A 21,964-nucleotide genomic window follows, 5' to 3' on the forward strand; every position below is an offset into this window, starting at 1 on the left:
TCTAGCGGTTGGCCTCGTGGCCGATCGCGAGGCCGCTGGCCGGGTCGAAGAAGTGCATGTTGTGCGTGTCGACGACCAGGTCGATGTTCTGGCCGGGACGGACGTGGCTGCGGGCGTTGACGCGGGCGGTCCACAGGGACTTGTCGCCCACCAGCGGCAGCGCCGCCTCGTCGTCGTCGTTGTCCTGCGCGGCCGTGGTGTCGGCGTGCTCGACCGGCGGGGCGTCGATCAGGAACAGCACGTTGATCTCGGAGCCCAGCTCCTCGGTGACCTCCGCCTTGACCGGCAGCGTGGCCCAGCCGTTGGCGTGGTTGCCGGCGGAGGTGGCGTCCTCGAAGTCCGACGGGCGGATGCCGAGAATGATCTTCTTGCCGATGTACTGGTCGAGGCCCGGCTTGTCGGTGAAGGTCGAGTCGGGGATCGGCAGCTTGATGTCGGCGAAGGTGACCGCGGCGCCGCCGTCGCGGACGAGCTCGGCGGTGACGAAGTTCATCGAGGGCGAGCCCATGAAGCCGGCCACGAACAGGTTGACCGGCTTGTCGAACAGGTTCTGCGGGGTGTCGACCTGCTGGAGCAGACCGTCGCGGAGCACGCAGACGCGGTCGCCGAGGGTCATGGCCTCGACCTGGTCGTGCGTGACGTACACGGTGGTGACGCCGAGGCGCTCGTGCAGCGTGTTGAGCGAGGCGCGCATGGAGACGCGGAGCTTGGCGTCGAGGTTGGACAGCGGCTCGTCCATGAGGAACGCCTGCGGCTCACGCACGATGGCGCGACCCATGGCGACACGCTGGCGCTGACCACCGGAGAGGGCGGCCGGCTTGCGCTTGAGGTAGGTCTCGAGACCGAGCATCTTGGCGGCCTCGTTGACGCGCTTCTGGATCTCCGGCTTGGGCATCTTGCGGAGCTTGAGGCCGAAGGCGAGGTTCTCCTCGACCGTCATGTGGGGGTAGAGCGCGTAGTTCTGGAAGACCATCGCGATGTCGCGGTCCTTGGGCGGCAGGTGGTTGACCACCTTGTCGCCGATGGCGATCTCGCCGCCACTGATGTCCTCGAGGCCCGCGATCATCCGGAGAGCGGTCGACTTACCGCAACCGGAAGGGCCGACCAGCACCATGAACTCGCCATCCCTGATCTCCAGGTTGAGCCCGTTCACGGCCTTTACGCCACCGGCGTAGATCTTGTCGACGTTCGTCAGAACGATGGATGCCATGACATTCCTTCGCGCTCCAGGGCGGGGGTGCCCGGATGTTAGTACCGTGACCCACTCACGTGGATACGTTTTCAAGCATCTCACCCGAAACGGACATGGGTGTCAAGGGTTACCGCGTGACCAGCCCTTGTGGATTCCGTGCCTTCCGGTTTCCCGGAAACCATGATGGAATCGTTTCCATGGAGAGACGGGCGACGATCAAGGACGTGGCCGAGGCGGCGGGGGTCGGCGTCGCGACCGTGTCCCGGGTGCTGTCGGGCGGCTCGGCCAGCCCGGCGACCAGGGAGCGCGTCCTGGCCGTCGCCGCCCAGCTCGACTACCGCCCCAGCGCCCTGGGCCGCAACCTGCGCCAACGCCGCACGGGCGGCATGGGCCTGCTCGTCCCCGACCTGACGGACACCTTCTACGGCCAGCTGGCGGAGGGCGTGCTCGCCTGCGCCCGATCGGCCGGCGAGCCCGTCGTGCTCGGCTCCACGGGCGGCGACCCGGAGCAGGAGGCCGACCTGATCGGCATGCTCCTGGAGCAGAGCGTGGACCGCCTGATCGCCGTGCCGTCGGGCGACGCGGAGACCTGGGCCCCCGCGATCCGCGCGGGCATGACAGTGATCTTCGCCGACCGCCTCCCGGTCCAGTCGTCCCACGAGGACGTCGGGGCGGCGGCCATCGCCGACCTCATGGCCCTCGACGGCCTCTCCCCCGCCCCGCAGACCCGCCCGCTGGACGTGCCCGCCGTGCTGGCGGACGACCGGGCCGGCATCCGCACGGCCGTGCGCTACCTGCGCGGCCTGGGCCACCGGCGCATCGCGTTCCTCGGCGGGCCTGGACACGACCGCCGGGTGGCCGCGTTCAGGGAGGCGGTGGGGTCGCCGGTGGACGAGGAGCTGGTCGTGTTCGGCACCGGCAGCCGCGACTCCGCCTACGCCGCCGCCTCGGGCCTCTTCCAGACCCGCCCCGACCTGTCGGCCGTGGTCGCCGGCGGCAACGTGCTGGGGGAGGCGGCGGTGCTGGCGGCCAGGGAGCTGGACCTGCGGGTGCCGAGAGACGTGTCCCTGGTGATGTACGACGACGTGCCGTGGGCCGAGCTGTGCGCCCCTCCCCTGACGGTGATCGCCCAGCCGGGCAGGGACATGGGCTACCGGGCGGCGGAACTCGTGCTCCGGGCGGGAGCCCGGAGGCCGCGCAGCGTGATCCTGCCGACGGAGCTCGTCATCAGGGGCAGCTGCGGCCCTCGCCGGTGACCGGGGCTCGCCATCAGGGGCGGCTGCGGCCGTCGCCGGTGACCGGGGCTCCTCATCAGAGGCTGCGGCCGTCGCCGGTGACCGGGGCTCCTCATCAGAGGCTGCGGCCGTAGCCGGTGACCGGGGCTCAGCGGTCGAACCACCGTCCCGCCGGGGGCGTGAGCAGCGGGATCACTACCGCCAGCGGGAAGAGCACGCGGGGCAGCACGCTAGCCCAGCCGAGGTCCCCGTCGATGGCGACGATCGCGAGGCGAGCAGCCGCCGAGACCACCTCGACGGCGACGGCGCCCCAGCGCACCCGCTTCCTCCGCGACGGCCAGCGGGAGACCAGCCAGCCCTGGAGCGCCGTGACGGCGGCCTGGAAGAGCACCAGCAGCAGGACGGGCGCGGCACCCGCGGAGGCGATGACCGTGGCGCCGGCGAAGGCGACGCCCACCATGCCGAAGGCCACCTCGAGGGTCAGGACGAACCTGGCGGCCCGCACGGTGGCCGGCATGGGCTCGGCCCGGATGACATCCGCCACACGATCATTCTGCGTGATCACGGGACCCAGCGGCGGAACCCGCCCTCGGAGTTGATCACCTGCCCGGTGATCCAGGCCGCGTCGTCCGAGGCGAGCCAGCGGACCAGCCGGGCCACCTCCTCCGGCCGCCCCCAGCGCCCCGCCGGCAGGGCCCGGCCGACGTGGCGGGTCAGCTCGGGGTCGGCCCAGCCGGTGTCGACCGGTCCCGGGTTGACGGTGTTGACGGTGATGCCCCGGTCCGCGAGCGCGTCGGCCAGGCTGAGCGTCATCTGCTGGATCGCGCCCTTGCTGATCGCGTACGGCAGCTCGCCCGGCATAGGGCCCAGATGCTGGCCTGAGGTGAACAGGATGACCCTCCCGCCTGGACGCCGGTCGTCGTGCTGAGCCGCGAACGCCTGCGTCAGCAGCGCGCTGGCCCGGGCGTTCACCGCCCACGACAGGTCCAGTTCGGCGGCCGTCAGCTCCTCCAGCGACTGCCTGCAGCTGCGCGCGTGGTTGGCGACCAGCACGTCCACGTGCCCGAACCTGGCGACCGCCCGCTCCATCACCCGCGCGGGCGCCTCCGGCTCGGCGAAGTCCGCCTCGACATGGTCCAGCCGGTCGCCGACGCCGCCCAGCGACTCCAGCACGCCGTCCATGCCCGCGGGATCGCTGCCCCACGGCTGGGCGGCGTCGTGCGGAGTCCACGACTGCACCAGCACTCTGGCACCGGTCGCGAGCAGCTCTCGCGCGATGGCATACCCGATGCCGATCCGCCTGCTCACGCCGGTCACGATGGCAACTCTCGAGTCCATCCGAGCATCCTCTCCGATGCCCGGTTCCGGCGTCGAAGGGTTTTCCTGAGCTGGCAATACAGTGTTCTGTTGTGCTTTACGGCAGAACGGCTGTGCTTTACGGCAGAACGGCGGAGATCGCCGCACTCGACGACGTGATCGTCCGGGCGCTCGGCGGCAGTGGGAGCGCTCTGGTGCTGCGCGGCGAGGCGGGCGTGGGCAAGACGGCCCTGCTGGACCTGGCGGCCTCCCGGGGCGGCGCCATGCGGGTGCTGCGGACCACCGGCGTGGAGCCGGAGTCGGACCTGGCGTTCGCGGCGCTGCACCAGCTGCTGCGACCGGTCATGGGCCTGCTGGACACGCTGCCGGAGCCGCAGCGCGACGCAGTGCGGGGCGCGCTCGGGCTGGCCGCGTCCGGCGACCGGTTCCTGCTGGCGGCCGGGGTGCTGTCGCTGCTGGCCGAGGCGGCGGTGCCGGACGGGCTGATCTGCGTGGTCGACGACTTCCAGTGGGTGGACCGGGCGTCGGCCGACGCGCTGCTGTTCGCGGCCAGGCGGCTGGGCACCGAGCGCGTCGCGATGCTGCTCGCCGTACGCGGGGACGCGCCGGTGAAGGGCCTGCCGTCGCTGAACGTCGGCGGCCTGGACGACGCCGCCGCCGCCGAGCTCCTCTCGGCGCGCACCACGACGGACGGCGGCGCCGGGCGGGAGAAGGGCGGTGGCGCCGGGCGCGAGGAGGGCGGCGACGCCGGGCGCGAGCAGGCCGGCGACGCCGCGCGGGAGAAGGCCGGCGACGCCGGGCGCAAGGAGGCCGGCGACGCCGCGCGGGAGAAGGCCGGCGACGCCGGGCGCAAGGAGGCCGGCGACGCCGCGCGGGAGAAGGCCGGTGGCGCCGGGCGCAAGGAGGCCGGTGGCGCCGGGCGTGAGGAGGGCGGTGGCGCGGTTTCGGAGCGGGTGGGGCGCGACCTCGTCGTGCTAACCGGGGGCAACCCCCTGGCCCTGCGCGAGACGGTCAGGCGGCTGACCCCCGGACAGCTCGCCGGGCGGGAGCCGCTCCCCGACCCGCTGCCCGGCGGGACACGGCTCTTCGGCGAACAGGTGGCCGCGCTGTCCGGGCCGGCGCGGCTGCTGGCCCTCGTGGCCGCCATCGAAGGCGACCTCGAGCTCGTGCTCCGCGCCGCCGACCGGCTGGGCGCGAGCCGGGCGGCGCAGGACGCGAGCCGAGCGGCGCAGGACGCGAGCCGGGCGGCGCAGGACGCGAGCCGGGCCGCGCAGGACGCGAGCCGGGCCGCGCTGGGCGAGCTGGAGGCCGCCGGACTGGCGACGGCCTCGGGCGCGCGCGTACGTTTCCGCCACCCCCTCATCCGGTCGGCGGTGTACGAGAGCGCGGCCCCCGCCACCCGCAGGGAGGCGCACGCGGCCCTGGCGGAGCTGACGGACGGCGACCGCAGGGCCAGGCACCTGGCCGAGGCCGCCCTCGGCCCTGACGAGGCCGTCGCCGCCGCGCTGGCCGAGAGCGCGGCGCGGGCCCGCGACCGCGGGGGGTACGGCGACGCCGCCACCGCCCTCGCCAGGGCCGCCGAGCTCACCCCCTCGCCGCTCGCCCGGGCCGGACGCCTGAAGGACGCCGCGGTGAACGCCTGGCTCGGAGGCCGGCCAGGCCAGGCGGAGTCCCTGCTGGCCGAGGCGCGCGAGCACGCGGGCGCGGACACCGCGCTGGCGATGGAGCTCGCCCAGCTGCGGGGACGGTTCGAGCTCAACTCCGGCGACGCCGCCGAGGCCGTGCGGATCCTGCGGGCGGGCGAGAGCCTGAGCATGCTGGCCGACGCGGCGGAGGCGGCCTCGTACGTGGGCGACACGGCGGCCATCGTGGAGATCGGGCGGCGGGCGGCGGCGTTCCCGGAGGGGTTCCTGCGCGACGTGATCGTGGGCATCGGCGCGATGCTCGACGGCGCCGGCGGGCACGAGCTGCTCAGGCGGGCGCTCGGGCAGGTGGCGGAGCTGGGCGAGCCGGCGGAGCTCATGTGGGCGTCGGCGGCGGCCAGTTATCTGGGCGAGGCAGACCTGTCGGCCGAGCTGGTCGTGCGGGCGGGGCGGCTGGCCAGGGTGTCGGGGATGGTGGGGCAGCTTCCCGTGGTGCTGGAGTTCGTGGCCACGGCGGAGCGGCTGGCCGGGCGGCTCGCCGAGAGCCAGGCGATCTCGGAGGAGGGGCTCGAGCTGGCCCGCGAGGCCGGATACACCAACACGGCGGCGGCGCACCTGGCCAACCTCGCGGTGGTGGCGGCGCTGCGCGGCGAGGAGGAGTCCTGCCGCCGGTACGCCCGGGACGCGCTGGCCATCGCGATCCCGCACCGGGTGGGCCTGCGTGCCGGGGTGGCCTCGTACGCGCTGGCCATGCTCGATCTGGGCCTGGGCCGGTACGCCGCGGCGCACGAGCGCTTCACCGCGATCGTGGCCGCCGGTCCGGGGGCCGGGAATCCGACCGTGGTGTGGCGTTCGACGCCCGACCGCATCGAGGCCGCCGTGGGGGCGGGCGACCGGGAGGCGGCGCTGGCGGCGCTGGCGGCGTACGAGCGCTGGTCGGCGCACGCGGGCACGCCCGAGTCACGCGCGCTCCTCGCCCGCTGCCGCGCGCTGGTGGCGCCGGACGGCGACGGGCCGCCGGCCGCCCTGGAGGAGGCGCTGCGGCTGCACGTCAATCCGTTCGAGTCGGCCAGGACAGGGCTGCTGCTGGGCGAGCGGCTGCGCCGGGCGCAGCGGCCCGGGGAGGCGCGCAGGCACCTGCGTGCGGCGTACGAGACGTTCCTGGGGGCGGGCGCGGAGCCGTGGGCGCGGCGGGCCCAGGGCGAGCTGCGGGCTGCGGGCGAGAGCGCGCAGGCCCCGCGCAACGCCGCGCTCGACGCGCTGACGCCCCAGGAGCTGCGGATCGCGGGCCTGGTCGCGGACGGCCTGTCCAGCAAGGAGATCGCCGCCCAGCTCTTCCTCAGCCCCCGGACGGTCGAATACCACCTGTACAAGATCTATCCGAAGCTCGGCATCGGGACCCGTACTGAACTGGCGCGCCTAGTAGTTCTACGGAAGGCACCGGTAGCTCCCCAGGACATGCTTTGAGCATGCAACCGAACATCTGGAGTGAAGAGTTCGGCGCCGCTACCGACGCGCCGATCGTGCTGGTGATGGGGTCGATGTCGCAGGGCGTCCTGTGGCCGGACGAGTTCGTCGGCAGGCTGACCGCCGGCGGGCGGCGGGTGATCCGGTACGACCACCGCGACACCGGCCGGTCCGACCCCGTTGACTTCGAGAAGGAGCCGTACACATGGGACGACATCAAGAACGACGTGCTGCGGGTGATGGACGCGCATGGTCTGGAGAGCGCGCATCTGGTGTGCCACTCGGCGGGCGGGCTGCTCGGGCAGCTGATCGCGGTGGAGCGGCCGGAGCGCGTGCGGACGCTCACCGTCATCGGCTCCTCGCCGCTCGGCGGCGGTGAGGGCGGAGTGATCATGCGGGCCCTGATGGGCGAGCCCCAGCCGGAGGGCAGCCTGCCGGAGCCGGACCCGGAGTTCGTGGCGTTCTACCAGCGGCTGTTCACCGCCCCGCCGCCCGGCGACCGGCGCGAGCAGATCGACCGCATGATCGCGGAGCAGCGCGTGCTGCACGGGACCGGGCTGCCGTTCGACGAGGACGCCGCCCGCCGCCTGCAGGAGCGCATCCTTGACCGGGCCCGCGACCTGGCCGCCGTGGCCAACCACCGCCGGGCCGCCATGGCCAGGCCGGATTTCGAGCCGGTGGGCGTGCTGGACCGGGTGAAGGCGCCGACCCTGGTCATCGAGGGCACCCACGAGCCCGCCAAGCCGGGGCACGGGGCGATCATCGCGGACCTGATCCCCGGGGCGCGGCTGCTCATGGTGGAGGGCATGGGGCACACCCTTCCGCCGGAGGTGCACGAGGAGCTGGCCGAGGCCGTCCTCGCGCACACGGCGGAGTAGTCGGGGCGGTGCTCCCTCAGAGCAGCTTCTCGATGGCCGACGTGACCGCCGGGTCGTCCGGAGTGGTGCGGGGACGGAAGCGCGCCACCGCGTTTCCGTCCCGGTCCACGAGGAACTTCTCGAAGTTCCACTGGACGTCGCCCGCCTCGCCCTGCTCGTCGGGGGTCCGGGTCAGCTCGGCGTAGAGCGGGTGCCGGTCCGGGCCGTTGACGTCGGCCTTCTCCAGCAGCGGGAAGTCCACCCCGTACGTGGTGGAGCAGAACTCCTGGATCTCCTCCGCCGTGCCCGGCTCCTGGCCGGCGAACTGGTTGCACGGCATGCCGACCACCGTGAAGCCGCGGGGGCCGTACTGCTCCTGGAGCTTGACCAGGGCGCTGTACTGCGGGGTCAGGCCGCATCGCGAGGCCACGTTGACGACGAGCACGGCCTTACCGGCCGCCAGCTCCCCCAAGGTGGTGGGGGTGTCGTCGAGAGTGCGGAGCTGGATGTCACTGAGGCTCATGCACCGACCCTACAGAAGGACGCCGGGGCCGCGTGGTCGCCGCCCTGGTGCTACGGAGCGTGACCGGTACCCGCGGTTCGCACTCGGGCAAACCCCATACTTCGTCGCGCCTTTCGGCAAGCGCGGCCCAGGTGCGGGGCGGGGCGGGCAAGGGCGGGGCCGTGAGACGGGGTTTTGTGGGCCACGATCGCGCAAACACCTCTCCACCGCGTGTCGAGATGTATGACCGGCGGTGACTGTCCGTAATAGGAATCGTGCTAGAGGACACGTCGCGGCGCCCTCCGGGCCGCCCAGCACGATCGGGCGGTGTACGGATTCCCGGGGGGCCGCGCGGACCCTCCGCGCCCGAGCCACGGACGCGGACCGGCAAGGGCGCCGCTGGGAATGCGGGCCTGTCCGCACGCGACCCGATGGCTAGGATCGACTTGGACAGCAAACGCGCCCTCAGTGGCACACTCATCTTCGTCACCACGTTCACCGCGATCAACGTGATCGACACCCCGGCGGCCTGGGCCAAGCGCCCGCCCGTGGTCCGGACCAAGACGTGGACGACATCGGCGAAGCCCAGGATCCCGGTGGCGATGCCGGACAGGAACAAGAGGATCGCGCTGGACCAGGTGGTCCAGCGATCGTGGAACCTTCAGGAGTTCCGCTGCCTGGACAACCTGTGGACCCGGGAGAGCGGCTGGAACCACCGCGCATATAACCGCTCGTCCGGCGCGTACGGCATCCCGCAGGCACTGCCCGGGGGCAAGATGCGGGGCGCCGGCAGCGACTGGAAGTCCAACCCGGAGACGCAGATCCGGTGGGGACTGGCCTACATCAAGGGGAGGTACGGCAGGCCTTGCGGCGCCTGGGGACATTGGAGATCGCACAACTGGTACTGAGCACGACGATCGGAGGGCAACCGGGGCGAACGCCCGCCGGTTGCCCTCCCTATATTCCCTGACGACGCTACCGGGTGCCTTCGCGGCGCGCCGCGTGCACCGAGATCGCCTGGATCAGCAATTCGAGCCCGAACTCGAACTCCGCCTCGTGGTCGCACTGGTCCAGCAGCGGCGCCAGCGAGCTGACCTCTGGGAACAGCGCCGCGTCGACGCCCTCCGCCGTGACCAGGCGGTTGTGCACAGGCGCGAACGTGGGCGTCACCCCGACCTCCCGCAGCAGCGAGCCCACGATGTACGCGACGAACATCCGCAGCATCCTGACCGCGTCGGCCCCGTCGAACCCGGCGCTGCGCAGCGTCGCGAGCGCCCGCTCGACCGGCAGCAGCCCGGCCGTGGAGTGGAGCTGGCGGCTGACCACGAGCATGGTGGAGCGCGGGTAGTCGTGCGCGATCTGCCGGAACGCCCGCGCTTGCGTGCGCGCCCGATCGGTCCAGTGCGCGTCGGGGTCGTCGGTGAACTCGATCGCGCTCAGCACCGCTTCGGCCACCCCGTTGAGCAGGGCGTCCTTGTTGGGCACGTGGTTGTAGAGGGACATCACGCCGACGCCGAGCTCGGCCGCGATGCGCCGCATGGAGACCGCGTCGGCGCCCTCGCGCTCGATGAGGTCGATGGCGGCGGCGACGATGCGGCCCCGCGAGAGTGGCTCCGTGGGCATGGTCCATTGTATTGACGCACGTACGGCGTACGTGCAAGTCTCGCAGCGTGGACGTACGGTGTACGTAACCCCCTCGGAGGTCCGATGTCGACGCACGATCTCTACACCATCCCCACAGAGCTCTCCACCTGGGACGTCGAGATGTCCGGCGCGAGCCGGTTCACCTGGGAGTACGACGACGGCAGGGATCGCATGCTGGCGCTGTACCAGAAGGGCAAGGACAAGCAGTGGGACTCGACCAAGCGCATCGACTGGGACATCGAGGTCGATCCGTACGACGTCCTCGGCATCCCCGACCAGACCATCGCCATCCACGGCACCCCGCTCTGGGAGCGGATGAGCGAGCAGACCCGTAAAGAGGTGCGTCGGCACGGCGCGGCGTGGCAGTTCTCCCAGTTCCTGCACGGCGAGCAGGGCGCGATGATCTGCTCGGCCAGGATCGTGGAGTCGGTCCCCGACCTCGACTCGAAGTTCTACGCGGCCACGCAGACGATGGACGAGGCCCGCCACGCCGAGACGTACGCGCGCTTCCTCCAGGAGAAGGTGGGCCTGGCGTACCCGATCAACGAGCACCTCAAGGCCCTGCTCGACAGCACGCTGAGCGACTCGCGCTGGGACATGCCCTATCTCGGCATGCAGGTGCTGATCGAGGGGCTGGCGCTGGCGGCGTTCGGGGTGATGCGCGACATCACGACCAAGCCGCTGCCCAAGCAGATCCTCGCGTACGTGATGCAGGACGAGGCGCGGCACGTGGCGTTCGGCCGGATGGCGCTGCGCGATTACTACCGGAACCTGTCGGAGGGCGAGCGGCGCGAGCGCGAGGACTTCGTCATCGAGGGCTGCTACCTGATGCGCGACCGGCTGCGCGGCCGCGAGACCTGGGAGAACCTGGGCCTGTCGAAGGCCGAGGTCGAGGAGGCCATGGAGGCCACGGAGCACTCCGACTACCTGAAGTTGTTCAGGTCGCTGCTGTTCAGCCGGATCGTGCCGTGCGTGAAGGACATCGGGCTGTGGAGCCCGCGGCTGCAACAGGCGTACGCGGAGATGGGGGTGCTGGAGATGGCCGGCCAGTCTCTGGAGGTGCTGATGCGGCAGGACGAGGAGATCGCCGACAAGCTCGACGCGGAGCGGTTCGCGCAGGAGGAGGCCGAGCGGCACGCCGAGGTGGCGGAGACCGTCGAGCTGGGCAGCTCCTGATTTTTCAGTCGCGGGGCAGGCGGAGGATGAGCCGGGTCTGCGCTCCTCCGTCCCCGACCTCCAGCGTCCCCCCGTGGGCTCTGGCGATGTCGCGGGCGATCGGGAGTCCCAGCCCGCTCCCCCCGCTGTCGCGCGAGCGCGTCCGGTCGAGCCGGGTGAACCGCTCGAACACCCGCTCCCGCATCTCCACGGGTATGCCCGGCCCGTCGTCCCGCACCTCCACCACGACCTGGTCCGCTTCGCCCCGGGCGGAGACCCACACCCGGGTGTCGCCGTACCGGTCGGCGTTGGCCAGGAGATTGGTCAGCACCCGGCCGAGCCGTAGCCGGTTGCCCCGGACGAAGAGCTCCGGCTCCACGTCCATGGTCAGCGGGAGCCGCGAGTATCGCCGCGCGACCTCCTCCTCGACCAGCGCCCCCATGTCGAGCCGCTCTTTGGCCGTCTCCGCCCCCGCGTCCAGCCGGGCCATCAGCAGCAGGTCGTGCACGATGTCCGACAGCCGCCGCGCGTCGTCGTAGGCCGCCTGCCAGTCGGCCGCGTCCGGGTACTTCACCCCCGCCTCCAGCCGGACCATGAGGCCCGTGATCGGCGAGCGCAGCTCGTGGGAGGCGTCCGAGACGAAGCGCCGGTTGCGTTCCACGGCGTCCTCCAGCCGCGCCAGGGTGTCGTTGACCGTGGCGGCCAGCTGGGCGATCTCGTCCCGCGTGCCGGGCACGTCGACGCGCCGGCTCAGGTCCTGGCCGCTGATGCGTTCCAGCCCTGACCGGATCCGCTCCACGGGGGCCAGCACGCGGCCGGTCCCGTACCAGGCGCCCCATCCCAGCAGCGCCACGATCACCGCCGCCGAGCCGGACAGGAGCACGGGCAGGAACGGCGAGCGCAGCAGGAACGGCTCGCGCATGGCGGCGTAGGCGACCACGGTCCCGTACACGCTGGCGGAGTTGCGCGTCCCCACCACGACCATGCATCCGCCGGGCGGGCACACCCTGTCCTGGACCCGCATGTCATGACCGGCCGGCCAGGCCCGGGTAAGGGGCGGCCGGCCGGCGAGCGCCGCGTTGGCGGCGAGCACGTGTCCGCCGCGGTCCACGACCTGCATGGTGATCACGCCCTTCCTGGGCGGGATCGGGCCGGTGAACCGGTGCTCGCCGACGAAGCCGGCGAGGTAGCGGCTGGCCTCGTCGGCCTGGTCGACGAGGTCGGCCCGCGCCCGCACCGGGTACGTCAGCGAGATCGCCAGCACCTGCGCGGCGAGGACGGCGCCGAACACCACCACCGTCGCGATGGTCATCCGGGCCCTGATGGAGCGGCCGAACACCATGGTCCGTACTGTGTCACGGACCGAACAAACCCCAGGTAAAAGGGCATGCGCCGTCAGCTGAGGAAGCTGCGGCGGTGCAGCTCGCGCACCTCCTCGGCCAGCTCCGGCACCGGGCCCTCGACCACCACGCCGGGGGCGACCTCGTTGATCGGGAGCGTGCGCACGGGCGGCGGCGGGGCGCCGAACTCCGACAGCCACGAGGCGAGCTGCTCCGACGACGACACGTACACGATGCGGCCCAGCCCCACCCAGGCGTGGGCGGCGGCGCACATCGGGCAGTGCTCGCCCGAGGTGTAGACGGTGGCGGCGGCCCGCTCGGCGGGCGTCAGGTGCGTGGCCGACCAGCGGGCCAGGGCGAACTCGGGGTGCTGGGTGTTGTCGCCCGAGGCCACCCGGTTGTGGTCCTCGGCCAGGACGGTCCCGTCGCCCGAGACCAGCACCGACCCGAACGGCTCGTCGCCTGTCTCCAGCGCCCGGGTGGCCAGTTCGACACAGCGCCGCAGGTGCGGCATCTCCGATTCCATGATCATGAAGCACTCATTCTAGAGGTGGTGAAGGTGAGCACGGCCGCGCAGCAGTAGGCCACCGCCGCCACGACCGCCGCGTGATGGATCCCCGACACGAACGCCGGAGGCCGGGCCGGGTCGCCCGCGATGGCGCCGAGCGCGGCGACGCCGACCGCGCCGCCCGCCTGCCTGGCGGTGTTGTTCAGCGCGCTGGTCAGCCCCTCCCTGCCGTCGGGCGCCGCGCCCATGGCCAGGCTCACCACGCTGGGAGTGAGCAGGGCCGCCCCCGCACCGATCACCGCCATGGCCGCGAACAGCGTGACGAACGCGGAATCCTCGCGAAGGGGCAGCAGCAGCGCGAAGCCCACGACCAGCAGGGCCAGGCCCGCGAGCATGACCGGAGCCGGGCCACGCCTGCCGGCCACCTTGCCCGCCTGGGCGGGCAGCAGGACCAGCGGGAGGAAGAGGGGCAGCAGCGACAGCCCCGCCTCGACGGGGGTGCGGTCGCGGACCGTCTGCAGGTAGAGGGTGAACAGGAGCATGACGCCGTTGATGCCGAAGTTCATGGTCGCGGCCACGGCCGTGCTGACCGCGATGGGCCGCCTGCGCAGCAGCGGCAGGGGCAGTACGGGCTCCTCGCGGCGGTGCTCGACGATCACGAACGCCACGCCCGCGGCCAGCGCCGCGACGGCCGCCACGATCACCATCCAGGAGCCGGGCCCGACCCGGCCGGCCTCGATGACGGCGAAGGTGACCAGCGCGAGCATCGCCGTCCCGAGCACCACGCCGGGCACGTCGAGCCGGCGCGGCGCGGGCTCGTCATCCTCCACCGTGCGCAGGATCACGGCGACCACGGCGGCGATGACCGGCACGTTGATCCAGAACACCCACGGCCAGCCGGCCAGCTCGACCAGGAGGCCGCCGAGCACCGGCCCGGCGGGCAGCGCCAGGCTGCCGATCGCGGCCCACACGCCGATGGCGCGCGCCTGCTCCTCGCGGTCGGCGTACAGGCGGGTGATCACGGCCAGGGTGCCGGGCAGGAGGAGGGCGGCGCCGATGCCCTGCACCACGCGGGCGGCCACGAGCGGCCCGATCCCCGGAGAGAGTGCGCAGGCGGCGGAGGCCAGGCCGAAGACGACGAAACCCGCGGTGACGATGCGCTTGTGCCCGTACCGGTCGCCGAGCGTGCCTCCGGCCAGCAGCAGACCGGCGAGCGTGAGCTGGTAGGCGTCGACCACCCACTGGAGGTCGGCGAGGTGCGGAGCCCCGGTGCCCCGTCCGATGGCGGGCAGGGCCACGTTCACGATCGTGACGTCGAGCAGGACGAAGAAGATTCCCGCACACATCACCGCAAAAGTAACGGTCCTCCGAAAGTTCATGATGTTTCACTATTTCCGCACGTCACGGAGTGAAAACCTCGCGTCGAGGCTACTGAAAATCGGTTGATCCCACGTATTAGCCTTGTAGGGATGCCTCCCGATACGCACATACCTCGCCGTCCCCTGCTCTCCTCCAACTCCCTGTGGCGGATGAAGTCCTACCTCCGCCCGTACGCCGTCAGGCTGATCCTCATCTGGCTGGCCGCCGTCGTCACGATCGCCGCCGGGATCTCCATGCCCCTCGTCAGCGAGAAGGTCATCGACGGCCCGATCCTCCACGGTGATCATGGAGCGTTACTCCCGCTCGGGCTGCTGGCACTCGGCGTGGGCGCCGTCGAAGCGTTCCTGATCTTCCTCAGGCGCTGGTCGCAGATCACGCCCGTGCTGGGGCTCGAGACCCGCATCCGAGACGACCTCTACGAACACCTGCAGCGCCTGCCGATGGGATTCCACGGCGACTGGCAGTCCGGCCAGTTGCTGTCGCGGGCCACGACCGACCTGTCCACCATCCGCCGCTTCCTCGGCTTCGGCATGCTCTTCCTGGTCATGAACGTGCTCCAGATGATCACGGTGACCGTGCTGCTGCTGAACAAGTACTGGCCGCTGGGCCTGCTCGTCGCGGCCTCGGCCGTGCCGATCGTGTGGACCTCCCTCCGCTTCGAGAAGCGCTACATCAAGGTCTCCCGCCAGGTCCAGGACGAGCAGGGCGACCTCGCCACGCTCGTCGAGGAGTCGGCCATCGGCATCCGGACGATCAAGGCGTTCGGCCGCCGCCACCACGTCTACGACACCTACGACGACGCCGCGCTCAAGGTCTACGGCACCTCGATGGACAAGGTCCGCCTGTCGGCGAAGTTCTTCGCCTTCCTCGAGGTCATCCCCAACATCACGCTCGCCCTGGTGCTGCTGCTCGGCGCGCTGGCGGTCGGGTCCGGGGAGCTCACGCTGGGCGGGCTGGTCGCGTTCACGACGCTGATGCTGCAGCTGGTCTGGCCGATCGCGAGCCTCGGCTTCATCCTGGCCATGGCGCAGGAGGCCATGACCTCCGCCGACCGGGTCATGGAGGTCATGGACACCGTGCCCGCCATCGAGGGCGGCGCGGAGACCATCGACCGGCCGCGCGGACACCTGCGCTTCGAGGGCGTCGGGTTCCGCTTCCCCGGCTCCGACCAGCCGGTGCTGCACGACGTCTGGCTGGACGTGCGGCCCGGTGAGACGGTCGCCATCGTGGGCGCGACCGGCTCGGGCAAGACCACGCTGACCGCGCTGGTGCCCCGGCTGATCGACCCGACCGAGGGGCGCGTCACGATCGACGGCCACGACGTGCGCGACCTGACCCTGCCCGCCCTGCGCTCGGTGGTGGCCACCGCGTTCGAGGAGCCCACGCTCTTCTCGATGAGCGTGCGCGAGAACCTCACCCTCGGCCGGCTCGACGCCACCGAGGAGGAGCTGGCCGCGGCCGTCCAGACCGCGCAGGCGATGTTCGTGTACGACCTGCCGTGGGGACTCGACACCCGCATCGGCGAGCAGGGCCTGTCGCTCTCCGGCGGCCAGCGGCAGCGGCTCGCCCTGGCCAGGGCCGTGCTGAGCAGGCCGCGGATCCTCGTGCTCGACGACACCCTGTCCGCGCTCGACGTCGAGACCGAGGCGCTGGTGGAGGAGGCGCTGCGGCACGTGCTGCGGGACGCCACCGGCATCGTGGTGGCCCACCGGGCCTCCACCGTGCTCCTCGCCGACAAGGTGGCGCTGCTGCGCGACGGCACGATCACGCACGTCGGCCGCCACAACGACCTGCTGACCGAGGTGCCCGAATACCGGGAGCTGCTGGCGCAGGACGCCGACTTCGACTCCGCGGAAGGAGCGCTGCGTTGACCGCCACCACGACCGACTGGCGCGGCGTCGCCTCCGAGGACCAGGACGAGCTGTCGGAGAAGGTCTCCGTCCTGCTGCGTGAACGTTCCCGCAGGCTGCTGGGCGACCTGCTCTCGCCGTACCGGAAGCAGATCGCGCTGCTGACGGCGATCATCATCGTCTCCAACCTGGCGGGGCTCGCGATCCCCTACCTGGTGAAGGTGGGCATCGACGCGGGCATCCCGCCGATGCTGCGCGGCAGCGGCCCCGCCACGCTGCTGACGGTGGTCGGGGTCATCCTGGCCGCCGCGGTCACGCAGGCGCTGACCCGGCAGGCGTTCCTGCGCCTGTCGGGGAGGATCGGCCAGAGCATCCTGCTGGAGCTGCGCAGGAGGGTGTTCGACCACTTCCAGCGGCTGTCGCTGAGCTTCCACGAGAAGTACACCTCCGGCCGGGTGATCTCCCGGCTCACCTCCGACATCGAGGCCATCGCCGAACTGCTCCAGTCGGGCTTCGACGGGCTGGTGACGGCGGTGCTGACGATGTTCGGCACGGCGGCGCTGCTGCTGGTGCTGGACGTCCACCTGGGCCTGGTGGCGCTGATCCCGCTGCCGCTGCTGCTGCTGTTCACCAGGTGGTTCAGGCGGCAGTCGGCGATCGTCTACCGGCGCACGCGGGAGACGGTGGCCCTGGTGATCGTGCACTTCGTGGAGTCGATGACCGGCATCCGCGCGGTGCAGGCCTTCCGCAGGGAGCCGCGTAACCAGGAGATCTTCCAGCAGCTCAACGACGACTACCGCGACGCGAACGCCCGGAGCATGCAGCTCATCGCGGTCTTCATGCCCGGGATCAAGCTGATCGGCAACATGACGGTCGGCGGCGTGCTGATCTACGGCGGTTACCTGGCCTTCAACCAGGAGGTCACGGTCGGCGTGCTGGCCGCGTTCCTGCTGTACCTGCGGCAGTTCTACGAGCCGATGCAGGAGATCAGCCAGTTCTACAACACGCTCCAGTCCGCCGGCGCGGCGCTGGAGAAGCTGTCGGGCGTGCTGGAGGAGGAGCCCTCCGTGCCGGAGCCGCGCCGGCCGGCGGCGCTGCCGCAGGGCAGGGCGCGCGGCAAGGTGCGCTTCGAGGGCGTCAGGTTCGCCTACGTCGAGGAGATGCCGATCCTGCCCCGCCTCGACCTGACGATCCCGGCCGGGCAGAGCGTGGCGCTGGTCGGGGCTACGGGCGCGGGCAAGACGACGCTGGCCAAGCTGATCTCCCGCTTCTACGACCCCACCGACGGCCACGTGCTGCTCGACGGCGTCGATCTGCGCACGCTGGACGAGCCGACGCTGCGCCAGGCCGTGGTCATGGTGACGCAGGAGAACTTCCTGTTCAGCGGTACGGTCGCCGACAACATCAGGTTCGGCCGGCCGGACGCCACCGACCGGGAGGTGCGCGAGGCGGCCAAGGCGATCGGCGCGCACGACTTCGTCTCGGGACTGCCCGACGGCTACGACACCGAGGTGGGCAAGCGCGGCGGCCGCATGTCGGCCGGTCAGCGCCAGCTCGTCGCCTTCGCCAGGGCGTTCCTCGCCGATCCGGCCGTCCTGATCCTGGACGAGGCCACCTCGAGCCTCGACGTGCCGAGCGAGCGGCTGGTGCAGCGCGCGCTCCGGACGATCCTGGCCGACCGCACGGCGCTGATCATCGCGCACCGGCTCTCGACGGTGGAGATCGCCGACCGGGTGCTGGTGATGGACCGGGGCGAGATCGTCGAGGACGGGCCGCCGGACCAGCTCGTCGCCGCCTCAGGCCGCTTCGCCGGGCTGCACCGGGCCTGGCTGGAGAGTCTCAGCTGACGCCTCAGTGGTGGTGCGCCACGGCCAGGGTGTTCGCGTACAGCTCGTAGCCGACGAACATCGCCAGCGGCACCCCGAGCGCGACTAATAACCGGCCGGGCAGGTTGGTCCGCGGCGCGGACACCCTGCCCGGCCTCGCGGCCGCCGGCGCGAAGACCGGCGCGGGCTCCGGCGCGGGGTCGGGCACCAGCTCCGGATGGCGCGCCAGGTACCCCGCGGGGAAGGACGTCACGTGGTACGCGCCACAGTGCGGGCAGCAGGTGCCCGACCAGGGCGGCGGCACCGCCACTCCCGAGCTGAGCCAGATGTCTACGTCGTTGCCGTGCACGTCGGTGAGGTGTCTGACGACGAAGTCCTCTTCCCAGACGTACAGGCAACGGAGGCATTCGAAAGGCCATGCCTCGCGGGTCTCGAACCCATCGGCCACAGGACCACCCCCGGCTTCAGATCGCCGTCCGATCCCGAGTGTCCGCCTGGTCCCGCAACCCCGCAAGACGGGGCTTTATGACACTTGCCGTTATGGAATGCTCACCAAGTGTCAGGTTACTCGTTCATAGAAGAGTGGATACTTGACCGGGCTGCGCAGCGGCGTGTCGTCGGGCGCCGGTGGGTGGGCCGGCGGGATCAGCTCCGGATGGCGCGCCAGGTAGCCCTCCGGGAACGTCGTGGCCTGCTGACTCCCGCAGCGCGGGCACATGATCGCGCCCGGCGACGGCGGCAGCACGGGCAGCCCGCCGCGCAGCCAGATCTGGCACTCGTTCCCGTGACGATCAGTGAAGTGCCTGACGAGGTACTCCTCTTCCCAGACGTGCCAGCAACCACGGCACTCGAAAGGTACGTTCCTGCGTTCTTCCTCCAACGAGGTCACCCCCTTACCTTTGAGTTTGTCCCCATTTGTCCGGATATCGCAAGCCGCGTCACCGAACGACGAGCACAAAAGTGAAGGCGCCCGCCACCACGCTCACCGTGCCGAGCCAGGCGAGGAACACGTCGAGGCCGGGATCCAGGGGCCTGCCGCCGTGCAGGGCCTCCTGCACGCGGCGCCACCGCGCCCCGGTCCTGATGAGCAGCAGGCTGCCGCAGAGCGCGGCCAGCGCGAAGGCCGCGACGGCGGGCAGGGGCAGGCCCTGCCTGAGCGACAGGCCCGCCGCGCCGAGGCCGCCGGTGCACAGCGCCACGGCCGTGCGCACCCAGGCCAGCCGGGTCCGCTCGCTCTGCAGCCCGCTGTCCCAGATCTCCTCCTCCGGCGCCACCCCGATGCCGCTCAGGCTGCCAGGATGATCAGGATCAGGGCGATCACCGCCACCGCCGCCACGCCGTACCCGAAGACGGCCGCCAGCGCGGGCGGCGGCAGCGGCGCCTGCCGCCGCAGGGCGCGCTGGATGTGGCGCCAGCGCGGGTACGCCATGCCCGCGGCCAGCGCGGAGAGCGTCACGAGGATGACGGCCAGCGCCGTACGGATCCACGGTACGAACACGTCCGGCGGCACCGCCGCCATCGCCACTCCACCCGCGCTGAGCGCCAGCGCCGTGCTCAGCCAGGTGAGGAAGGTCCGTTCGTTGGCCAAGGTGAAACGCGGGTCGGGTTCCATGGGGAAAACGCTAGTTCGTCCACTTTTCCCCTAGAGAAGCCGGGATTCAGCTGCCGCAGGCCTTGGCCACCTTCTCCACGTAGGCCGCGCTCTCGGTGCCGACCTTCTGGGCCGCGTCCACGGCGTCGTTGACGTCCTTGACGCTGATGCCGCTCAAGGTCTTGGCCAGGTCGTCGGAGGCCTCCTTGAGCGTGGTGTTGGCGGCCTTGTCGGCGACGTCGTTGAGCTTGGCCGAGGCGTCGTCGATGGCCTTGTCCATGGCCTTGGGGTCGTCGGTGAGCTTGGCGACCTGCGCGGCCAGCTCTGTGACGATCTTGGGGGCTTCGAGGCAGGCCTGCGCCTTGTCGATGGTGCTGTTGACCTCGCCGCATCCGGCGACCAGGACGCACGCGGCGAAGGCTGTCAGGGGAAGGAACCGGCTCTTGAGGAGTCGCATGATTCGACCCTACCCAACGCATTCCAAAGGTTTCCTTGACATCGCCTCGCCCGTCCTCAAGGGTGCCAAGCATGTCTTCGGAGTCTTCGGGGTCTTCGCGGCGGCTGCTCGACGATGCGGCGGCGATCCGGGCGTTCGCGCATCCGGTACGGCTGGCGCTGCACGAGCTGCTGCTCAGGGCGGGCGCCATGACCGCCGCCGAGGCCGGGCGGGAGGTCGGCGTCAGCCAGGCGCTGGCCTCGTACCACCTGCGCCAGCTGGCCAGGTACGGCCTGGTGGAGCAGGCCGAGGCCAGAGACGAGCGCGAGCGGCCGTGGAAGGCGACCGAGACCGCCCAGGAGTGGGACGACGGCGCGACAGCGCCGGAGCAGGCGGCCGCCCGGAGCCTGCTGGAGCGGGTCATCGCCGAGCGGGCCCTGGCGCGGCTGGTCGAGTGGCAGCAGCGGCGACCCGACGAGCCCGAGGCCTGGCGACGGACCGGCGGCGTGGGCAGCACGTACCTCTACGCCACGCCGGACGAGCTGACGGCGGTGGGCGCCGCCATCGCGGAGCTGCTGGGCCCGCTGACGTCGCGCGTCGACGACCCGTCGGCGCGGCCCGAGGACGCCCGGCCGGTGCTCCTGACCCAGGTGGCCGTCCCGCTGCCACTCCCCGGCTCCGGCGACTGAGCCCCGGCCCGCCATCCGGAATACCGCGTCTGACCTGGGATCATCTGCGTGCGGATATCGATCCTTTCGCGATATCGCTATTAGACATGACGTGATCACATCTGCTTTGCTCCTTGCCCACTGACGGACGACAGCAAGGACAGAGCATGCGAAAGCACCGCCTCATGGCCGTGACCACGTTGACGATCTCCTTCCTGGCGGGCGGCGCCCTCCCTGCGGGCGCGGCTTACGCCGGCGCCTCGGTGCAGGTGCTCTCGGGCGAGGCCCAGGCCCGCAAGGAGCTGCGCGCGCTGGAGGCCTCCTTCAAGGGGCGCATCGGCGCGTACGCCATCGACACCGCCACCGGGAAGACGATCGCGTACCGGTCGGGCGAGCGTTTCGCCCTGCTGTCCACGTTCAAGGCGATGGCCTGCGCGGCCGTGCTGCACAAGGCCCGCACCTCCGAGCCGGGGCTGATGGACAAGGTCGTGCACTGGACGGCCGGCGAGATCAAGCCGAACTCCCCCACCACCGAGAAGCACGTCAAGGACGGGCTGACCGTCGGCCGGCTGTGCGAGGCGGCGATCACCCTGAGCGACAACACCGCGGGCAACATGGTGCTCAAGCAGCTCGGCGGACCGGCCGGGCTGACCCGGTACTTCCGGACGCTGAAGGACCCGATCTCCCGCCTGGACCGCTGGGAGACCGAGCTGAACGACTGGACGCCCAAGGACAAGCGCGACACCACCACACCCGCGGCCATCGCCCGCGACCTGCGTGCGGTCACGACCGGGAACGCGCTCGACGCCAAGGACCGGGAGCAGCTCAACGCCTGGCTGCGCGCGACCAAGACGGGCGACGCCCGCATCCGCGCCGGCCTGCCCAAGACCTGGACCATCGGCGACAAGACCGGCACCAACTCGGCGTTCGGCGGCGCGAACGACATCGCGGTCGTCTGGCCCGCCAAGGACGCCGCCCCCATCATCATGGCGGTCTACACCAACCGGGCCGCCGGCGAGGCCGGTGACGACACGGCGCTCGCCCGCACCGCCACCATCCTGGCCCGCGGCCTCGGCAAGCTCTGACGGCACGCCCGTACAAGGGCCTTCCCGTGCGGCACGGCCGCGCACGGGAAGGCGCGCAGAGCCGGGGTGAGGCGCCAGGAAAATGGAGCGGCGAGCCCCTTCTCAGGGCGCGGCCGAACGGGCCGGTGGGCGGGCCGCGCAGGCGTTTCCGTCGGCGAGCTCGGCCACGTGGCCGCGGGAGCCGGGCCCGACGCGGGGGCGCCGGCATTGGAGCCCCGGGGGGGAGGGCCCCCCGCCCCGGGTGGGGCCGGTAGGGAGTGGGGGGGGT

The 21,964-nt window shown here is 71.7% G+C and carries 22 protein-coding genes; 9 read left to right on the top strand and 13 right to left on the bottom strand.

The window, feature by feature from the left end:
- Position 1 precedes the first annotated feature (1 nt).
- Positions 2 to 1,210 (bottom strand): sn-glycerol-3-phosphate ABC transporter ATP-binding protein UgpC, encoded by a 1,209-nt coding sequence (gene ugpC / locus AB0H84_RS26775; RefSeq protein WP_357609535.1) that lies wholly within the window; start codon positions 1,208 to 1,210, stop codon positions 2 to 4.
- Positions 1,211 to 1,389: 179 nt separating this feature from the next.
- Here ugpC and AB0H84_RS26780 point away from each other — a divergent pair, with 179 nt between their 5' ends.
- Positions 1,390 to 2,448, top strand: a complete 1,059-nt coding sequence (locus AB0H84_RS26780) for a LacI family DNA-binding transcriptional regulator (protein ID WP_357609538.1) — start codon at positions 1,390 to 1,392, stop codon at positions 2,446 to 2,448.
- Positions 2,449 to 2,575: 127 nt separating this feature from the next.
- Here the strand turns inward: AB0H84_RS26780 and AB0H84_RS26785 are convergent, their stop codons facing one another.
- Positions 2,576 to 2,971: a hypothetical protein gene (locus tag AB0H84_RS26785; protein ID WP_357609541.1), complete on the bottom strand. Its 396-nt coding sequence runs from the start codon at positions 2,969 to 2,971 to the stop codon at positions 2,576 to 2,578.
- A gap of 17 nt (positions 2,972 to 2,988) precedes the next feature.
- Positions 2,989 to 3,765: an SDR family oxidoreductase gene (locus AB0H84_RS26790; RefSeq protein ID WP_357609544.1), complete on the bottom strand. Its 777-nt coding sequence runs from the start codon at positions 3,763 to 3,765 to the stop codon at positions 2,989 to 2,991.
- A gap of 92 nt (positions 3,766 to 3,857) precedes the next feature.
- Here AB0H84_RS26790 and AB0H84_RS26795 point away from each other — a divergent pair, with 92 nt between their 5' ends.
- Positions 3,858 to 6,854, top strand: coding sequence for an AAA family ATPase (locus AB0H84_RS26795; RefSeq protein WP_357609547.1), 2,997 nt, complete (start codon positions 3,858 to 3,860; stop codon positions 6,852 to 6,854).
- A 2-nt stretch (positions 6,855 to 6,856) separates the two neighbouring features.
- Entirely contained in the window at positions 6,857 to 7,732 is an 876-nt protein-coding gene (locus AB0H84_RS26800; protein WP_357609549.1) for an alpha/beta fold hydrolase, read from the top strand.
- 16 nt (positions 7,733 to 7,748) lie between these two features.
- Here AB0H84_RS26800 and AB0H84_RS26805 read toward each other — a convergent pair whose 3' ends face one another.
- Complete coding sequence (locus tag AB0H84_RS26805; RefSeq protein ID WP_357609552.1) at positions 7,749 to 8,234, bottom strand: glutathione peroxidase; 486 nt, start codon at positions 8,232 to 8,234, stop codon at positions 7,749 to 7,751.
- A 425-nt stretch (positions 8,235 to 8,659) separates the two neighbouring features.
- Here AB0H84_RS26805 and AB0H84_RS26810 point away from each other — a divergent pair, with 425 nt between their 5' ends.
- Positions 8,660 to 9,121 (top strand): lytic transglycosylase domain-containing protein, encoded by a 462-nt coding sequence (locus tag AB0H84_RS26810; protein ID WP_357609555.1) that lies wholly within the window; start codon positions 8,660 to 8,662, stop codon positions 9,119 to 9,121.
- A gap of 67 nt (positions 9,122 to 9,188) precedes the next feature.
- Here the strand turns inward: AB0H84_RS26810 and AB0H84_RS26815 are convergent, their stop codons facing one another.
- On the bottom strand, positions 9,189 to 9,836 hold the full coding sequence (locus tag AB0H84_RS26815; protein ID WP_357609557.1) for a TetR/AcrR family transcriptional regulator C-terminal domain-containing protein: 648 nt from the start codon (positions 9,834 to 9,836) through the stop codon (positions 9,189 to 9,191).
- A gap of 84 nt (positions 9,837 to 9,920) precedes the next feature.
- Here AB0H84_RS26815 and AB0H84_RS26820 point away from each other — a divergent pair, with 84 nt between their 5' ends.
- Complete coding sequence (locus AB0H84_RS26820) at positions 9,921 to 11,033, top strand: ferritin-like domain-containing protein (RefSeq protein WP_357609560.1); 1,113 nt, start codon at positions 9,921 to 9,923, stop codon at positions 11,031 to 11,033.
- Between the two features lie 4 nt (positions 11,034 to 11,037).
- On the opposite strand, the gene AB0H84_RS26825 is transcribed toward AB0H84_RS26820, so the two are convergent.
- The 3 genes from AB0H84_RS26825 to AB0H84_RS26835 are packed head-to-tail and all read right to left on the bottom strand — an operon-like array spanning position 11,038 to position 14,206.
- Positions 11,038 to 12,354: an ATP-binding protein gene (locus AB0H84_RS26825; protein ID WP_357609561.1), complete on the bottom strand. Its 1,317-nt coding sequence runs from the start codon at positions 12,352 to 12,354 to the stop codon at positions 11,038 to 11,040.
- A 53-nt stretch (positions 12,355 to 12,407) separates the two neighbouring features.
- Entirely contained in the window at positions 12,408 to 12,884 is a 477-nt protein-coding gene (locus AB0H84_RS26830) for a nucleoside deaminase (protein WP_357609564.1), read from the bottom strand.
- Positions 12,881 to 14,206: an MFS transporter gene (locus AB0H84_RS26835; RefSeq protein ID WP_357609566.1), complete on the bottom strand. Its 1,326-nt coding sequence runs from the start codon at positions 14,204 to 14,206 to the stop codon at positions 12,881 to 12,883. The genes AB0H84_RS26830 and AB0H84_RS26835 overlap by 4 nt, the downstream gene beginning before the upstream one ends.
- Before the next feature lie 123 nt (positions 14,207 to 14,329).
- Between AB0H84_RS26835 and AB0H84_RS26840 the strand changes: the two genes are divergently transcribed.
- Entirely contained in the window at positions 14,330 to 16,111 is a 1,782-nt protein-coding gene (locus AB0H84_RS26840; RefSeq protein WP_357609569.1) for an ABC transporter ATP-binding protein, read from the top strand.
- Positions 16,108 to 17,937, top strand: a complete 1,830-nt coding sequence (locus AB0H84_RS26845) for an ABC transporter ATP-binding protein (protein WP_357609570.1) — start codon at positions 16,108 to 16,110, stop codon at positions 17,935 to 17,937. Before AB0H84_RS26840 ends, AB0H84_RS26845 begins: the two co-directional genes overlap by 4 nt.
- 4 nt (positions 17,938 to 17,941) lie before the next feature.
- Here AB0H84_RS26845 and AB0H84_RS26850 read toward each other — a convergent pair whose 3' ends face one another.
- The 5 genes from AB0H84_RS26850 to AB0H84_RS26870 all read right to left on the bottom strand — a co-directional run bounded on the left by AB0H84_RS26850 (position 17,942) and on the right by AB0H84_RS26870 (position 19,964).
- A complete protein-coding gene (locus tag AB0H84_RS26850) occupies positions 17,942 to 18,364 on the bottom strand; it encodes a hypothetical protein (RefSeq protein ID WP_357609573.1) in 423 nt (140 codons plus the stop codon).
- Positions 18,365 to 18,475: 111 nt separating this feature from the next.
- On the bottom strand, positions 18,476 to 18,805 hold the full coding sequence (locus tag AB0H84_RS26855) for a hypothetical protein (RefSeq protein WP_357609575.1): 330 nt from the start codon (positions 18,803 to 18,805) through the stop codon (positions 18,476 to 18,478).
- Positions 18,806 to 18,854: 49 nt separating this feature from the next.
- On the bottom strand, positions 18,855 to 19,190 hold the full coding sequence (locus AB0H84_RS26860; protein WP_357609578.1) for a DUF202 domain-containing protein: 336 nt from the start codon (positions 19,188 to 19,190) through the stop codon (positions 18,855 to 18,857).
- An 11-nt stretch (positions 19,191 to 19,201) separates the two neighbouring features.
- Positions 19,202 to 19,528, bottom strand: a complete 327-nt coding sequence (locus AB0H84_RS26865) for a DUF202 domain-containing protein (RefSeq protein ID WP_357609581.1) — start codon at positions 19,526 to 19,528, stop codon at positions 19,202 to 19,204.
- A 46-nt stretch (positions 19,529 to 19,574) separates the two neighbouring features.
- Positions 19,575 to 19,964, bottom strand: a complete 390-nt coding sequence (locus tag AB0H84_RS26870; RefSeq protein WP_357609583.1) for a hypothetical protein — start codon at positions 19,962 to 19,964, stop codon at positions 19,575 to 19,577.
- Positions 19,965 to 20,035: 71 nt separating this feature from the next.
- On the opposite strand from AB0H84_RS26870, the gene AB0H84_RS26875 reads away from it, so the two are divergent.
- Positions 20,036 to 20,632, top strand: coding sequence for a helix-turn-helix domain-containing protein (locus AB0H84_RS26875; RefSeq protein ID WP_357609586.1), 597 nt, complete (start codon positions 20,036 to 20,038; stop codon positions 20,630 to 20,632).
- Positions 20,633 to 20,778: 146 nt separating this feature from the next.
- Positions 20,779 to 21,696: a class A beta-lactamase gene (gene bla / locus AB0H84_RS26880; RefSeq protein ID WP_357609589.1), complete on the top strand. Its 918-nt coding sequence runs from the start codon at positions 20,779 to 20,781 to the stop codon at positions 21,694 to 21,696.
- Positions 21,697 to 21,964 lie beyond the last annotated feature (268 nt).

Source organism: Nonomuraea sp. NPDC050786 (genome assembly GCF_040654115.1).
Lineage (GTDB): Bacteria > Actinomycetota > Actinomycetes > Streptosporangiales > Streptosporangiaceae > Nonomuraea.